The sequence below is a fragment of the Novosphingobium sp. HNCC26BN242 genome (assembly GCF_057180525.1).
Genome location: NZ_JBXUGM010000001.1, coordinates 1,477,591 through 1,492,123 on the forward strand (window position 1 = coordinate 1,477,591; position 14,533 = coordinate 1,492,123).

At 62.1% G+C, this 14,533-nt stretch carries 12 protein-coding genes; all 12 read right to left on the bottom strand.

The window, feature by feature from the left end:
* Positions 1-6 precede the first annotated feature (6 nt).
* Positions 7-1,281 (bottom strand): 3,4-dihydroxy-2-butanone-4-phosphate synthase, encoded by a 1,275-nt coding sequence (ribB, locus tag AC2A1F_RS06795; protein WP_484207973.1) that lies wholly within the window; start codon positions 1,279-1,281, stop codon positions 7-9.
* A 48-nt stretch (positions 1,282-1,329) separates the two neighbouring features.
* Positions 1,330-2,673 (bottom strand): ABC1 kinase family protein, encoded by a 1,344-nt coding sequence (locus AC2A1F_RS06800; RefSeq protein ID WP_484207974.1) that lies wholly within the window; start codon positions 2,671-2,673, stop codon positions 1,330-1,332.
* Positions 2,670-3,035, bottom strand: a complete 366-nt coding sequence (locus AC2A1F_RS06805; RefSeq protein WP_484207975.1) for a thiol-disulfide oxidoreductase DCC family protein — start codon at positions 3,033-3,035, stop codon at positions 2,670-2,672. Before AC2A1F_RS06805 ends, AC2A1F_RS06800 begins: the two co-directional genes overlap by 4 nt.
* A 55-nt stretch (positions 3,036-3,090) precedes the next feature.
* Positions 3,091-4,203 carry a helix-turn-helix transcriptional regulator gene (locus AC2A1F_RS06810; protein ID WP_484207976.1) on the bottom strand — a complete coding sequence of 371 codons (1,113 nt, stop codon included), beginning with the start codon at positions 4,201-4,203 and terminating at the stop codon, positions 3,091-3,093.
* Between the two features lie 177 nt (positions 4,204-4,380).
* Positions 4,381-5,121 carry a 3'(2'),5'-bisphosphate nucleotidase CysQ gene (locus tag AC2A1F_RS06815; RefSeq protein WP_484207977.1) on the bottom strand — a complete coding sequence of 247 codons (741 nt, stop codon included), beginning with the start codon at positions 5,119-5,121 and terminating at the stop codon, positions 4,381-4,383.
* A gap of 8 nt (positions 5,122-5,129) precedes the next feature.
* Positions 5,130-7,040: a sulfate adenylyltransferase subunit CysN gene (gene cysN, locus AC2A1F_RS06820; RefSeq protein ID WP_484207978.1), complete on the bottom strand. Its 1,911-nt coding sequence runs from the start codon at positions 7,038-7,040 to the stop codon at positions 5,130-5,132.
* 110 nt (positions 7,041-7,150) lie between these two features.
* Positions 7,151-8,095, bottom strand: a complete 945-nt coding sequence (gene cysD, locus AC2A1F_RS06825) for a sulfate adenylyltransferase subunit CysD (RefSeq protein ID WP_484207979.1) — start codon at positions 8,093-8,095, stop codon at positions 7,151-7,153.
* Positions 8,096-8,218: 123 nt separating this feature from the next.
* Positions 8,219-9,340, bottom strand: coding sequence for a ThuA domain-containing protein (locus tag AC2A1F_RS06830; RefSeq protein ID WP_484207980.1), 1,122 nt, complete (start codon positions 9,338-9,340; stop codon positions 8,219-8,221).
* Positions 9,340-11,028, bottom strand: a complete 1,689-nt coding sequence (locus AC2A1F_RS06835) for a GMC oxidoreductase (RefSeq protein WP_484207981.1) — start codon at positions 11,026-11,028, stop codon at positions 9,340-9,342. The genes AC2A1F_RS06830 and AC2A1F_RS06835 overlap by 1 nt, the downstream gene beginning before the upstream one ends.
* 30 nt (positions 11,029-11,058) lie before the next feature.
* Positions 11,059-11,658, bottom strand: a complete 600-nt coding sequence (locus AC2A1F_RS06840) for a gluconate 2-dehydrogenase subunit 3 family protein (RefSeq protein ID WP_484207982.1) — start codon at positions 11,656-11,658, stop codon at positions 11,059-11,061.
* A gap of 185 nt (positions 11,659-11,843) precedes the next feature.
* The gene (locus AC2A1F_RS06845; RefSeq protein ID WP_484207983.1) at positions 11,844-14,048 is read right to left on the bottom strand and encodes a xanthine dehydrogenase family protein molybdopterin-binding subunit; all 2,205 of its coding nucleotides are present in this window, start codon (positions 14,046-14,048) and stop codon (positions 11,844-11,846) included.
* Positions 14,038-14,520, bottom strand: coding sequence for a (2Fe-2S)-binding protein (locus AC2A1F_RS06850; protein ID WP_484207984.1), 483 nt, complete (start codon positions 14,518-14,520; stop codon positions 14,038-14,040). The genes AC2A1F_RS06845 and AC2A1F_RS06850 overlap by 11 nt, the downstream gene beginning before the upstream one ends.
* Positions 14,521-14,533: the final 13 nt, after the last annotated feature.

Genomic DNA, 14,533 nt, shown 5'->3' on the forward strand with positions numbered 1-14,533 from the left:
TTAGACCTATCCCGCCGGGATCGCGCGTTCGCCCACAATGTTCAGGCCATAGCCTTCCAATGCCACCAGATTGTGCTGCGAATTGGTCAGCAGCACCATGTCGTGAATGCCAAGGTCAGCCAGAATCTGCGCGCCGATGCCATAGCTGCGCAGTTCCATGTCGTGCCCGGCCGTGCCGCTCACCTCCCGAATCAGCTGATCGGGCTCTGTCGGCATCAGCAGAACGATCACACCCGCGCCCGCCTCGCCCATTTCCGACATGGCGCGCTGCAGGATGCGCTTGCGCGGGCCAGGCTGGCCTAGCACATCGGACAGGACCGAAATGGCGTGCATGCGCACCAGCGTGGGCTGGCCGGGCAGAATCGGGCCTTTCTGCAGCACCAGATGGACCGAGCTGTCCACCTTGTTGCGATAGGTCTTGATCGTCCAGTCGCCGCCGTAATCGGTGGTGAACGGCGCGTGGTTGATGCATTCCACCAGATGATCGTGCTGGCGGCGATAGGCGATCAGATCGCGGATCGTACCGATCTTCAGCCCGTGCTTGCGCGCGAACGGAATCAGATCATTGAGCCGCGCCATCGTGCCATCGTCGTTCATGATCTCGCAGATCACGCCCGAAGGGTTGAGGCCCGCCAGACGCGGCAGATCGACTGCCGCTTCGGTATGCCCGGCGCGCACCAGCACGCCGCCATCGCGCGCGATCAGCGGGAATACGTGGCCGGGCGTGACGATATCGTCCTTGGTCTTGTTCGAATCGACTGCCACGGCAACGGTCCGCGCGCGGTCCGCCGCCGAAATGCCGGTATCCACGCCATCGCGCGCTTCGATCGAAACGGTGAAGGCGGTGCCATGGCGCGTGCCGTTGTTGCGGCTCATCAGTTCAAGGCCAAGCTGGCCTGCGCGTTCGCTGGTCAGGCACAGACAGATCAGCCCGCGTCCGTGCGTGGCCATGAAATTGATCGATTCGGGCGTGGCCATCTGCGCGGGGATCACCAGATCGCCTTCATTCTCGCGGTCCTCGTCGTCCACCAGAATGACCATCCGGCCATTGCGCACTTCGGCGATGATTTCCTCTACCGAGGCGAGCGCGAAATCATCGTCTTCGCCGTCGTCCATCGCCCGCGCCAGCTTGTTCAGCGTGTCGACCGTGGGGTTCCAATCGGGCAACAGCGCATCGCGCAAGGTGTTGGGATGGAGCCCGGCTGCGCGGGCAAGTGCTGCCCGTGAAATGATCCGGTCTTCGATGAGTTTGCGCGCACGCGCTACAATGTCCTGTGCCATGACCAGTGGCATCACACATCACGATAGCGCTGGTCAACATAAATCACATCACAATGTCGGTTCTTTCACTGGCAATGGCACTCCGATGGCATCAGCTACCATTTCCCGTAACGGCAAGCGCGCTTTCATGCGGATCGCCAACAATGCCGTGCCGCTGACTTTGCGCTGCACAAACAGCGTGTCCATCGGCGGAATGTGCCAACTGGCGCGGTCGCTGGCCACCACTTCGGCTTCGGCCCGCACTTTTTCGACAAAAGACCGGTCGGCAAAATCAAACAGGCCGGGCTTGCCGATATGCGCAATCAGCACATCAATGGCGCGGTCCATCGCATCGCTGTGGCGGTCCAGCTGGCCTTCGGACACGAAGCCCACCTCTAGCAGTGCCGCGCGCAGGGCGCTGCGATCTTCGGCAAGGCCTGCGCCCAGCAAACGGCGATAGGCTTCTGCGGTGCCCTCTGGCACTGGCCGCGCCGCGCCGAAATCCAGCAGCACCAGCTTTTGCGTTTCGGGTTGCCAGCGGAAATTGGCAAAGTTCGGATCGGTCTGCATAAAGCCGAATTCGAACAGTTCGCGCAAGGCCAGGCCCAGCAGCGATCCCATCGCCCGTTCGCGCACGTCCTGCGGCGCATTGGCCAGCAGATCGATGGGCTTGGCGTCGATAAAGTCCATCGCCAGCACGCTGCCTGCGCAAAGTGGATCGTGGGGCTGCGGCACAACGAATGTCGGGTCATCTGCCAGCAAGGCGTGATAGCGGCGCATCATCTGCGCCTCGCGGACATAGTCGGCTTCTTCGTGCAACTGGCGCTTGGCTTCGGCCAGCAGCGGCGTGATGTCGAGTGTTGTGGGGAACAGCCCGGTCAGCTTCAGCAGGCTGGCCACATTGTCCACATCGGCATCGATGCTTTTGGCAATGCCGGGATATTGCACCTTTATCGCCAGCACGCGCCCATCGTGCAAGACCGCGCGGTGGACCTGCCCGATGGATGCTGCGGCAATGGGCGTTGCCTGAAACGATTTGAACTGCTTGCGCCATCCCATGCCCCAATCGGCGGCCAGCACGCGTTCCAGTTGGGCCGGCGGCATGAAGTGGGCATTGTCACGCAGGCGCGAGAGTATCTCAGTCAATTCGCGCGGCAGCACATCGCCTGCATCAAGCGATATCATCTGCCCCAGCTTCATCGCCGCGCCGCGCAGGCGTGAAAGCTGATCGGCTACGCGGGTAGCGTTTTTGGGCGTCAGCAGCAGGTCAGAAAGCTTGGGCGCCTCGCCGCGCGCCAGCCGCCGCGCGCCTTCGCTCAGCACGCTTCCGGCCACACCGCCCGCCAACTGGCCAAACGCAGCAAAACGCGAAAGCCGCGCCGTGGGCACCTTGCGATAACGTGAATCGCTCATTTAAACAGCCTTTGCAGATGCGGGCGGAATATCAGGAACAGGCGGTACAGAGCTTCGAGCATCACGCTCAACGGCCAGATTTGGGCCAGCCTGCCCAGCCAGCGCAAACGCGGGATCGCGCGCCACATCGCGGCAAAGGCGGCTGCGCCCGAAAGCACGCGGTCCCCTTCGCGCACATGAAAACGCTTGAGCGCCGCGCTGCGATCCACTGGACAGGCCACCGAAGCGTTGCTCACATCTTCAAACGCGATCCGTCCATCACCATCCAGCCGCCGCATCAGCGCAATCTCGCGCGTACACAGCGGGCAGGCACCATCATACCATACAGTGACTGGAACAGGGGGATCAGACGGTGCGCTCATGGTAGGGATATGGGGATCATCGGCGGGTTTGGTGACCTGACAATAAGGGCTGGACTCACGCCGTGGGGGCCAGTCCTTCCAGCACGATGCGTACAAGATCGGCCTGCCCGCTGGCCCCGGTCTTGCTGTAGATGCGTTTTGAATAGTTGCGGGTCGTCTCCGGTGTCAGCCCCAGCGCCAGCCCTGCCTCCACCAGCGGTTCCCCGCGGGAAAGGGCCTGTGCCAGCGCCGCCTCTTGGGCCGAAAGGCCATGAAGCGCGCGCAGAACCAAGGCCCCTGCCGCTTCATCCTCGCGCCGGTGCAGGCGCAGGGCACCTGTCACAGCGGGGCGGGCGGCGGGGTCAACAAGCCGCAAATCGGCAGGCCGCAGCACCAGATCGATCTGGCGGCGCGCATCAATACGGACCACGCGCACTGCTTCATCCCCTTCTGCCAGCGCCGCGCAGGCCGTTTCGATCTGGCGCGCTACATCGGGCAAAACCTGCAGGCGGCGTCCGGCACCTGTCGGGCCGGGATCGGGCAGGAACGTCAGCATGTTCTCGGCCAGCGGGTCTGCGGCCATGACGCGCCCGTCTGCGTCCAGCGCGATCTGGCCAATGCCAAGCCGGTCCAGCGCGGATTGTGCCAGCGCGGTTTGCAACCGTTGCCCGATCAGTGCCACCAGCGTGCGCAGGGCCGTGGCCAGCGTTGGCGCAAGTTCCGCCAGCAGCGCCACGTCGCTGGCCGAAAAATCCTCGCGCAGGCGCACCAGCACCAGCCAGGCATCGGCTGCACCGCCCGCGCTGACGCGCAGCCAGCGTGCATAGCGGATGCCCATTTCATCAAGCGCGGCGCGTTGCAGCGCCAGTTGCGTGCGGTCATCGTAATTGAGCATTTCGTCGAGCGCATAGACGCGGCCGGGACGAAGCGGGCCATGTGGGTGCAGGCGCAAGGCATCGAGCCGCCGGTAATCTATGGGCGGTTCATGATGGGCGCGGGGCGCGCTGACCGGGATCACCGCCGCTTCCTGTCCCGGTGCTGCATTGGCCAGGGTCAACACCAGAAACGCCCGCCGCGCGCCGGTTCGCGCCACAAGGTTGCGCATGAACAGGCCGAACGGCGGGGTTTCGTGAATGCCCTCGATCAAAGGCAGATAGATTTCGCGCTGATCGAGGGGCGTGAACGGCATGGAGCTTGCTCCCATATGGGAGTGGGTTCGTCAAGCCCGAGGCGTTTCCCCGGGGAAACCCTGCTCTGCCACGCTCTCCAAATGTCTGTTCGTGTCTCGACTTCGTGCCAAAGGCACCAAGTTTATCCCGAGCATGTCGAGGGGCTCGACACGAACGGGTGTTGCAGTGATTGGCAGTCACACTTTCGGCGAAACCTTTGCCACCTCGTCCAACACCATTTGCGCGTGTTCCTTTCGGCAAATCAGCAGATCGGGCATGTAGGTGTCGGCCTGATTGTAGACCAGCGGACTGCCATCGATGCGCGAACAATGCAGGCCGTGGGCGAGCGCGACTGCGACCGGCGCACAGCTGTCCCATTCGTACTGGCCGCCTGAATGCAGATAGATGTCGGCATCCCCCAGAATCACCGCCATCGCCTTGGCCCCTGCGCTGCCCATCGGCACCAGTTCGGCCCCGATGGCCTGCGCCACGGTAACCGCTTCGTGTGCGGGCCGCGTGCGGCTAACGACCATGCGCAAGATAGGCGGCGCGGGTGGAATCTGGCGCGGCTGATCGGTGCGCAACACGATATCCGCACCCGGCAGGGCGACCGCACCAATGCTGGCCACGCCATCAATGGCCAGCCCCACGTGGACTGCCCAATCGGTGCGCGCCTCGCCATATTCGCGCGTGCCGTCCACCGGATCGACGATCCAGGTGCGTGCAAAGTTCAGCCGGTCAAGGTTGTCCTTTTCCTCTTCCGACAGCAGCCCGTCATCAGGCCTCTGTTCGCGCAGCGCGTGGCACAGGAACTGGTTGGCGGTGGCATCGCCTGCCTTGCCCAGCGCCTTCAGGCTCAGCACCGCGCTGTCGCGCACCGTCAGCAGGAGGTGGCCTGCCACCTGCGCCAGATGCGCGGCAAGGGCGGCGTCGGTCATGCCCGCGCTCACGAGAGCAGGGCCTTGACGATGCGTTCTGCGGCGGCTTCGGGTGTTTCGGCGGTGGTGTCGATGCGGAAATCGGGGTTTTCCGGCGCTTCATAGGGGCTGTCGATCCCGGTGAAGTTCTTGAGCTGGCCCGAACGTGCCTTCTTATACAGGCCCTTCACATCGCGCGCTTCGGCTACATCCAGCGGGGTATCGACGAACACTTCGACAAACTCTCCTTCGGCCATCAACCCGCGCACCATCTCGCGCTCGGCGCGGAACGGGCTGATGAAGGCGGTCAGCACGATCAGGCCCGCGTCGGTCATCAGCCGCGCCACTTCGCCCACACGGCGGATGTTTTCGATCCGGTCCGCCTCGGTAAAGCCCAGATCCTTGTTCAGGCCGTGGCGCACATTGTCGCCGTCCAGCAGGAATGTGTGCTTGCCCAGCGCATGCAGGCGCTTTTCCACCATGTTGGCGATGGTCGATTTGCCCGATCCCGAAAGGCCGGTGAACCACAGGACTTTGGGCTTCTGCTGCTTCAGCGCAGCATGGGCATCGCGGCTGATGTCCAGCGCCTGCCAATGCACATTCTGCGCACGGCGCAGGCTGAAGTTCAGCATACCGGCGGCAACGGTCGCATTGCTCATCTTGTCGATCAGCACGAACCCGCCCAGCGTGCGGCTGTCAGCATAGGCTTCAAACACAATCGGCCTGTCGGTAGAAATTTCGGCCACGCCGATGGCGTTGAGTTCCAGCGTCTTGGCGGCAAGCTGCTCCATCGTATTGACGTTCACGACATATTTCGGCTGTTGCACGGTGACCGATACGGTTTGCGTCGCCAGCTTCAGCCAATAGGCGCGGCCGGGGATCATCGATTCATCGTTCAGCCACACCAGTGTGGTTTCAAATTGATCGGCGGCCTGCGGGGGATTGTCGGCCAGCGAAATCACATCGCCACGCGAACAATCAACCTCATCAGCCAGACACAGCGTAACCGATTGGCCCGCCACCGCCTGATCCAGATCGCCATCAAGCGTAACCACGCGGGTGACCGTGCTGGTCTTGCCCGAAGGCAGAACGCGCACTTCATCGCCGGGCTTTACGCTGCCGGTGGCAATCAGGCCCGAAAAGCCCCGGAAATCGAGGTTGGGGCGATTGACCCATTGCACCGGCATGCGGAACGGTTTGTCTGCATCAATCGATGACAGGACTTCCACCGTCTCCAAATGCTCGACCAGCGTGGGGCCCTTATACCACGGCGTATTGGGCGAACGGGTGGTGATGTTGTCACCCTTGAAGCCGGAAATTGGCAGGGCAGTGAAGCTTTCGATCCCGATGGAGCGGGCGAACTCGGCATAATCCTTGACGATGGCATCGAAGGTGGCCTGGTCGTAATCGACCAGATCCATCTTGTTCACCGCCAGCACGATGTTCTTGATGCCAATCAGGTGGCACAGATACGAATGCCGCCGCGTCTGCACCAGCACGCCCTTGCGCGCATCGATCAGGATCACGGCCAGATCGGCGGTTGATGCGCCGGTAATCATGTTGCGGGTGTACTGTTCATGCCCCGGGCAATCGGCCACGATGAACTTGCGCTTTTCGGTGTTGAAGAAGCGATAGGCGACATCAATGGTAATGCCCTGTTCGCGCTCTGCCGCAAGGCCATCGACCAGCAGCGCGAAGTCGATCTCCTGCCCCTGCGTGCCCACCTTCTTGCTGTCGTTTTCCAGCGCGGTCAGCTGATCTTCGAAGATCATCTTCGAATCATAGAGCAGGCGGCCGATCAGCGTAGACTTGCCATCGTCCACCGACCCGCAGGTGATGAAGCGCAGCATGGTCTTGTGCTGATGCTGGTCAAGATAGGCGTCGATATCTTCGGCGATGAGGGCTTCGGTCTTGTAGATCACGTCGGTCTGGTCGTTCATCGTCTGGTTCCTCCCTGCTCCCCCGCGAAGGCGGGGGCCTCAGGCCGGTTAAGTATAGCTTTGCGGCACGAGGTCCCCGCCTTCGCGGGGACGCGGCTCAAGCATGCGGGTCAAAAATACCCCTGCTGCTTCTTCACTTCCATGCCCGCGCCGCCTGCGTCCTTGTCAATCACGCGGCCCTGGCGTTCGCTGGTAGTGGTGAGCAGGGTTTCCTGAATGACTTCGGGCAAAGTCTTGGCGGTGCTTTCCACCGCGCCGGTCAGCGGGAAGCAGCCCAGCGTGCGGAAGCGGACGGACTTCATGGTGATTTCGGGACGGTAGCCCAGCACCTTCTCCAGACGCGGAATATCGTCGGCCATGAACAGCTGGCCTTCCCATTCATAGGTCGGGCGCTCATCCGCGAAATAGAGCGGCACAATCGGCACGTCGTTCAGGTGGATGTACTGCCAGATGTCCAGTTCGGTCCAGTTGCTGATCGGGAACACGCGGATGCTTTCGCCCCCCCCACCAGCACGGGAATTCTTGCGGGCGTTATAGAGGTTCCACAGTTCGGGGCGCTGGTTCTTCGGGTCCCAGCCGTGGCTGGCGGTGCGGAACGAAAAGATACGCTCCTTGGCGCGGCTCTTTTCTTCATCACGCCGGGCGCCACCAAAGGCTGCGTCAAAGCCATATTTGTCGAGCGCCTGCTTCAGCCCTTCGGTCTTCCACATATCGGTGTGTAGCGCGCCGTGATCGAACGGGTTGATGCCCTTTTCGGTGGCTTCGGGATTTTGATAGACCAGCAGTTCCATGCCGCTGTCCTGCGCCATCTGGTTGCGCAGTTTGTACATCTCCTGAAACTTCCACGTGGTGTCCACGTGCAGCAGCGGAAATGGCGGGGGCGAAGGGTAGAACGCCTTGCGCGCCAGATGCAGCATCACTGCGCTGTCCTTGCCCACTGAATACATCATCACCGGGTTGGTCGCCTCGGCCACCACTTCGCGCATGATGTGGATCGCCTCGGATTCAAGGCGTTCAAGGTGGGTGAGGGTCTTGCGGTCGGGATAAGTGGTCATGATCGGGGAACTTCGCTGTTGCAGCCTGATGGCATCCAGATGAAGCCAGGCTGCACGCTGCGAAGTTCCCATATGGGAGCAATGACTATGCTAATTTTTGCACTGCCCTAAAGCGTGGCTTTATCAGCTTTTTGCCGGGCAAGCCTTCCGATCAGTCGCCGCCCAGATGATGGCATTTTCCAGAAGACGCATATGATTGGAATCACTGTAAACTTCGGGCCGGTGGCCGATGGCGGAATAGAACACGCGGCCCTTGCCGATGCAGTTCGTCCACGCCAGCGGATGGTCCTTGCCCATGACCAGCCCCGGCGCTTGCGGATCATCGGGGCGATAAGTGCTTTCATCCAGCAGCAGCACTGGCGTTGCCCCGGCAAGGCGCGGGTTGGATTTGAACGAATACCATTCCTCAGTCATCCGCCATTCGGCGGGCAGCCCCTTGGCCAGCGGATGCGCGGTGACGACCTCTACGCGTGCTTCCTGAAACTGCGGATCACGCGGGTGCCCGGCAAAGCGCCCGCCGATCAGCGTATCGGGATACCAGTCCCAGAAATAGGTAGGATCGCCCGCTGCGCCGTGGATGCCAACATAGGCCCCGCCCGCTTCGAGCCAGCCCTTGAACGCGGCGCGTTGGGACAGGGTCAGCACTTCGCCCGAATTGTTGTTCCACACGACCACGTTGAACGCTTTGAGCGTTTGCGGATTGAACGCGCCGCCCTTGTCGGTGAACTGTACGGCCCAGCCTTTGCGCGCAGCCATGGCGGTGAGCGTTTCATGCGCCGCGTTGACCGAGGGCGTATCCTTGAAACCGTTGATTTTTTCGAAGACCAGCACTTTGACCTTGCCCTTCATCGGAGCAAAGGCGGGCACATCATTGTCAAACCGGGCGCAACGCGCGGCCTTTTCGGCCTCGGTCACTGGCAGGGCGCGCAAGGCGGCATCAGCGGCGGCAATGGAATCGGCCTTCAGGCCAAGGTACGAACCGATCCCTTCCAGCGAAACGATGGCTGAAAACGTCGGGATTTGCGTGTTGCTGAAGAACAGCGGGATCTTGGCCAATTCTCCTGGCATGGTCTGTTCCAGCACCGCCTTTGCCCGCTCGCTCATCATCACATCGATCAACGGGGCCGAAGCCGAAAACGGTACATCGCGGTTTGGGCAATCGGTGACCGGACCTGCTGCGATGGCAGGCGCTGCAGTGGCCAGCGCAGCCGATGCCAGAACCCGTGCAAGAAGTTTTGCGTGCATCACAGTTTTCCTTCCTTCAGCCACAGCGCCGCATGATGGGCCGCGCGGGCAGACAGCGCCATATACGTGAGCGATGGGTTCTGGCAGGCTGAAGAGGCCATGATTGCGCCATCAGTGCAGAACAGGTTTGGCGCTTCGTGCGCCTGATTATAGCCGTTGAACACCGATGTCATCGGATCGCGCCCCATGCGCGCGGTGCCCATTTCGTGAATGCCAAGTCCGGCCGGAGCAGGACCGCCCGATTGCGCGATGACCTTGCCACCTGCGCCTTCGATCATGGCGCGGCCATCGGCAAGGATCTGCTTGGCCATCGCCATCTCGTTCTTGCCGTGGGCCACATCCATATGGAGCAGCGGAATGCCCCACTTGTCCTTGCGCGTGGGGTGCAATGTGGTGCGGTTATCGGGATTGGGCAGCATTTCGCCAAAACCGAACAGCGTGGCCATCCACGGGCCGAACTTGCGCCCGCGATCCTTGATATCCTGCCCGATGCCCGGCACATCGGCACCGGGTTTGCCGCCTTGCCGCGATACCCCGCCCTGGTAGCCATAGCCGCGCACGAAGCCATCGGCCTCTTCGCTGAAATTGCGATAGCGCGGCACGTAGATGCCGGTGGGGCGGCGGCCGCGATAGTAGCTATCCTCAGGATACCCCGGCATGATCCCCATCGTGGCCAGACCATAGAGATGGTCCATAATGTTGCGGCCCACCTGATCGGATTTGTTGCAAAGCCCGCGCGGATTGGCTTCTGACCGGGAATTGAGCAGGATTTGCGCGGTGCCAAAGGTAGAGGCGTTCAGGAAGAACACTTTGGCCTCATATGTGCGGCCCTCCATCGTCTTGGCATCAATCACGCGCACTTGCGTGATGCGTCCGGTCTTGGGGTCCTGCACCAGCGAATGTACGATGGCATCGGTGATCGTGGTCAGGTTCCCGGTGCGCTCTGCCGCCGGGAGCGACGACGACAGGCTGGAGTGGTTTGCGCCAAAGCTGCAGCCGCGCTCGCAGATCGACCGGTTCTGGCAACTGGTGCGGCCCAGCTCTTCATGGTGCGGCTGCGCTTGCGAGAGGTTGGCATTGCGTCCGATGATGACCTTGCGCCCCGGAAAGCGGTTTTCGATCGTGGCCTTGAACAGCTTTTCGCCGTCATTCATTTCCCACGCTGGCAGAAACTCTCCATCGGGCAATTGCGGCAGGCCATCCTTGCTGCCGGCCACGCCGATGAACTTTTCAACGTGCGAATACCAAGGTTCGATATCGGCATAGCGGATTGGCCAGTCTGCGCCGTGGCCATCCTTGGCGTTGGCCTCAAAATCCATTTCGGACAGACGATAGGCCTGCCGCCCCCACATGATCGAACGCCCACCAAGGTGATAGCCGCGAATCCAGGAAAAGGGCTTGCCCTCTTCGGTGGTATAAGGGTGTTCGCTGTCCTTTACCCAGAACTGCTTGGTCGCCGCATTCACCGCATAGCATTGGCGCTGCACAGGATAATCGGCAGCAAGTTCTTCTTCGGGAATGCGGTTGTCGTTGGGCAATTCCCAAGGCTGCTGCGTGTCGTTGTAATCGGTGATGTGCTCCACCTTGCGCCCACGTTCAAGCAGCAGCACTTTGAGGCCGCGTTCGCACAGCTCCTTGGCGGAAATGCCGCCGCTCATCCCCGAACCGATAACGATAGCATCAAACATGGAAATGTACTCGCGTTCAGCAGGGCCGGATCAGAGGAACGGGCGCGATTGCGGGGTCAGCTTGATCGAAGGTTCGTATCTGCCGGGCACATGTTCATAGACCAGCTCGGTCGCTGTGGCTTCCGGGCTGAAATAGTACAGATCGATGATCAGCTGCTTGAGCCGCCAGTAGTCGGGATCGGCAAAGGTCCGGCGCGATCCATAGGGCTGGTCAATCGTGCCCGGCGGCAGTGGCGAGCGGACCAGCGCCTTGGCATCGTAAGAGCGCAGCGCGACGGCGCGGTCCTTTGCATTCAGCTTGGCGAACGGCTTGCCCGCTTCACCGGTGGCTGACGCTGCGATCCGCAGCAAGGCCCCGCCCAACGCATCGCGCGTGGCAGGAGATGCCCAGTTGGCCAGCATCAGATTGAGCCGTGCGGGCACTTTGGCATCCAGCGCGCCGAGCGTGTCGGTTTTGGGGATCATGGTATCGGCCACGGCGGAAAGCAGGGCGAACATGTCGGTCCCGAAGTGGCCTTTGGCAGGCACGCCGGTGGCGGCAAAGGCTTCAAACGGCAGGGTTGTTGCGCCCAGCAGCATGGCCATGCGTGCCATGGCTCCGCGCCTGTCTACGGCACTTGCTTCGAACATTTGTTCCGCTTCTCCCAAGCAAGCTGCGCTTTGCCACGCGATGCGGGCAAGAGCAGATTTCGATGCTGCAGTTCTCTGCATGCGCGGCACTGGTATTAGAAGGTTGGCTGCATCGGTCAAGGTAGCGCTAACGAATTTTGCGCCAAGGCGATTGCCGGGGCGTTGGTGCGCCCCGGTTTATGCTTTCAGGCCGTGTAGGGCAGGGACCTTACGCGTTTGCCGGTCAGGCTGCTGATGGCATTGGCCACCGCCGCCACGGCAGGCGGCAGGGCCGGTTCGCCAAGCCCGGTGGGCGGGAAATCGCTGCGCACCATCGAAATTTCGATGGGCGGCACAACATCGATTCTGGGCAGGGGATAGGCATCGAAGTTTGCCACTTGCACCTGCCCGCCCGCAATTGGCACTTGCAACCCGCCGATCACGTGGCTGATGCCTTCGATCATCGCGCCGCGCACTTGTTGCTCGGCATTGAGCGGGTTGATGATCGTGCTGCCGATATCGCCAGCCACCCACATCTTGGTAACCTTGATCGCGCCACCTTCTTGCGTGCAATCGGCCACGACCGCGAAGTAGCCCAGATGGCTGAAGTAGAAGCCAAAGCCGCGGCCCTTTGCAGTTGCACCTTGCCAGCCTGAAATCTTCATCGCCTCGCGGATGACAGAGGCCGCGCGGCCTGTGTGGAACGCGGGCGGCTGCCAGATATCGGGCACGCCGGGGATTTTCGGCGGGGTGACGAGGCGGGATTCGCCCAAGACATCGAGCATGAACATCGGCAAGGGCTTGCCCGCCGCAGCCGCCACTTCATCCATGAAGGCTTGGCTGGCAAAGGCCAGCGCGTTTGATCCCGGTGCGCGCAGCCAGCCCAGCGGGATGTTGCTGTCCAGCACTGTCATCCCAAGATCGGCATTGGGCACCAGATTGGCGGGCACCATATCGGCAGGCAATTCCCCGCCACGCCCGGGTTCACCCTTGGCCCCGAAGGTGACGAGGTGTGTGCGAAACGCCGTCAGCTTGCCATTGGCATCAAGCGCGGCGTCCAGTTTGTGGAATCCGCCCGGGCGGAAGAAGTCCATGCGGAAATCTTCTTCACGCTCAAGGATCAACTTTACAGGAACACCTGGCACTTCGCGCGCAATGGCCCCTGCAAAGATCATGAAATCGCTTTGCAACCGACGCCCGAAGCCGCCGCCGATGCGGGTGAGGTTCACCGTTACCGCATCGGCTGACAGTCCAAACGCTTTGGCAACCAGTTCTTGACCCTCATTCGGCATCTGGCTGGGGGCCCACAGTTCCAGCTTGCCGTCCTTGAACTGCGCGGTGCAGTTCTGCGGTTCAAGCGTGGCGTGGGACAGGAAGGGGTAGCTATATTCGGCCGACACGACCTTTGCCGCCTTGGCCAGCGCCGCAGCAACATCGCCTTCCTTGCGGACAGAGGTGACCGGCTTGGCTGCGAACGCGGCCTTGGCCGATGCGGCGAATGCGGCATCGGAATGCTTCTCGCGCCCGCCATTGTCCCATTGCGCCACCAGCACCTTGCGTGCTTCACTGGCGGTCCACCAACTGTCGGCGACCACGGCCAGCGCATCGACCGGCGCATCATCATGGCCAAGCTGGCGCAGGACCACGACCTTGCGCACGCCGGGCATGGCCAGCGCCTTGGCCGCATCATGGCTTTTCAGCGTGGCTCCGCGCACTGACGCGGTCAGCAAGGCGGCGTGGACCATGCCGGGCAGCACGGTATCAACGCCGAACAGCGGCTTTCCGGCGACAATCGCGGGCGTATCGGGGCCGGGCACCGGCTTGCCGATGATCGTGAAAGTGGCTGGGTCTTTCAGCGCCAGCGTGGCGGCATCGGGCACGGCTTCCTTGGCCGCAGCAGCGGCCAGCGCCGCATAGGGCGCGCGGCGATTGGACGCTGCGTGGATTACTTCGCCTGCTTTGGTGGTGATTTGCGCTGCGGGCACGCCCCACTGCTTGGCCGCTGCTGCCACGATCATCGCGCGCGCAGTGGCCCCGGCCTGCCGCATCGGTATCCAGTTCATCGGGGTAGACATCGATCCGCCGGCCATCTGCATGCCAAAGCGCGACTGGTCAGACACGGCCTGTTCGACGTTTACCGAAGACCACGCCACGTCCAGCTCTTCAGCAATCAGCATCGGCAGCATGGCCTTCACGCCCTGGCCGATTTCCGGGTTCTTCGATGTGATTGAAACAGTGTTGTCAGCCGCGATGGCGACATAGGCACTGATCCTGGCCGAGGCTGCGCCGTTTGGCTTGGCGCTTTGCGCAGCGGCGATCTGGATATCGAAAGCCAGCGTGCCGCCTGCGGCCAGCATGGCTTTGAGCACAAGGCGGCGGTCGGTGGCGAGCATAGGTGTATCAGCGCGCATTGGTGCCTCCTGCGGTCTTTTGGCCTGCTGCCTGTTTGATTGCATTACGGATGCGGTGATAGGTGCCACAACGGCACAAGTTGCCCGCCATGGCGCTGTCAATATCGGCATCGCTGGGCGCAGGGTTGGTTTCGAGCAGAGCCACCGCGCTCATGATCTGGCCGGCTTGGCAATATCCACACTGCGGCACGTCAAGGTCGGTCCACGCCGCGCTTACGCGCTTGCCCACATCGCTGGCACCCACGCCTTCGATGGTGGTGATGGCTCCATCGCCAACCGAGTTGATCGGCGTGATGCACGACCGGATCGCCTGCCCATCCAGATGCACCGTGCAGGCCCCGCACAGCCCCGCGCCGCATCCAAACTTGGGGCCAAGATAGCCCAGATCTTCGCGCAGCACCCACAGCAGCGGCTTTTCGCCGGGAACGTTTACCTCGCGCGGGGTTCCGTTCACTTTCAGGATGGTCGGCATCTTGTTCTCCCTG

Bases quoted from the DNA above. Each gene is read 5' to 3' on its own strand.
- ribB (WP_484207973.1), bottom strand. From the start codon at position 1,281: ATGGCACAGGACATTGTAGCGCGTGCGCGCAAACTCATCGAAGACCGG.
- AC2A1F_RS06800 (WP_484207974.1), bottom strand. From the start codon at position 2,673: ATGAGCGATTCACGTTATCGCAAGGTGCCCACGGCGCGGCTTTCGCGT.
- AC2A1F_RS06805 (WP_484207975.1), bottom strand. From the start codon at position 3,035: ATGAGCGCACCGTCTGATCCCCCTGTTCCAGTCACTGTATGGTATGAT.
- AC2A1F_RS06810 (WP_484207976.1), bottom strand. From the start codon at position 4,203: ATGCCGTTCACGCCCCTCGATCAGCGCGAAATCTATCTGCCTTTGATC.
- AC2A1F_RS06815 (WP_484207977.1), bottom strand. From the start codon at position 5,121: ATGACCGACGCCGCCCTTGCCGCGCATCTGGCGCAGGTGGCAGGCCAC.
- cysN (WP_484207978.1), bottom strand. From the start codon at position 7,040: ATGAACGACCAGACCGACGTGATCTACAAGACCGAAGCCCTCATCGCC.
- cysD (WP_484207979.1), bottom strand. From the start codon at position 8,095: ATGACCACTTATCCCGACCGCAAGACCCTCACCCACCTTGAACGCCTT.
- AC2A1F_RS06830 (WP_484207980.1), bottom strand. From the start codon at position 9,340: ATGCACGCAAAACTTCTTGCACGGGTTCTGGCATCGGCTGCGCTGGCC.
- AC2A1F_RS06835 (WP_484207981.1), bottom strand. From the start codon at position 11,028: ATGTTTGATGCTATCGTTATCGGTTCGGGGATGAGCGGCGGCATTTCC.
- AC2A1F_RS06840 (WP_484207982.1), bottom strand. From the start codon at position 11,658: ATGTTCGAAGCAAGTGCCGTAGACAGGCGCGGAGCCATGGCACGCATG.
- AC2A1F_RS06845 (WP_484207983.1), bottom strand. From the start codon at position 14,048: ATGCGCGCTGATACACCTATGCTCGCCACCGACCGCCGCCTTGTGCTC.
- AC2A1F_RS06850 (WP_484207984.1), bottom strand. From the start codon at position 14,520: ATGCCGACCATCCTGAAAGTGAACGGAACCCCGCGCGAGGTAAACGTT.